Consider the following 631-nt stretch of genomic DNA (forward strand, 5'->3'; position numbering starts at 1 on the left):
AAAGGCTAGAGAAATGTATACTTAATTTTAAAATAAAAAGAAGACAAACCAAGCAGGCACTTATCTCAATGTACGCTCTCATCCCACGATTAAAACCGTGGGCTTTCACGCTTGATAGTTCTGTAAGGAATAGCTGTAAACAGCGATGTGAATGATTCAAGGAAGGTGCCATACACATCGTCAGATAATATCATCAGATCAGGATTATCCTTTTCAACAATGTCTTTCAGCTGTTCAATCGAATCACCGTATATCGCATTCGCTGTCGGATTACTTGGATTCACTACAAAAACTGCTTTAATGTCCGTATTCCTTAATTTATTCAGTTCGTGTTCACTGAACTGATGACTGGTCTGTCCATCGATTGTCATGATTTCAGACCTAATATATTCTACATCGAATTCATATTCCGGCAGTTCAGGAATTTCCATGTAAGGCGCAAAGGTTGGGATCATCAGAGCAATCTTATCTTTAGGCTCCAGCAAGTGGTTGTTCACTAAAGACGTGAACTACCCACCACTTAAATCCTTTGGATTTTGAAGTGGGGGCTTCCTACGAACTCCATTCTTATCTGCACAGACTTCATACAGACAGAGGAATCGGATAGGGGTAGGCTCAAAAGGCAGTCCCT

The 631-nt window shown here is 40.6% G+C and carries 1 pseudogene; it reads right to left on the reverse strand.

What is annotated here, in order from left to right:
• Positions 1–116: 116 nt before the first annotated feature.
• Positions 117–509, reverse strand: a pseudogene (locus ACYQ4S_RS12125) (aminotransferase class I/II-fold pyridoxal phosphate-dependent enzyme); the annotation flags it as partial.
• Positions 510–631: the final 122 nt, after the last annotated feature.

It is taken from the genome of Alkalibacterium sp. s-m-28, from assembly GCF_054658175.1.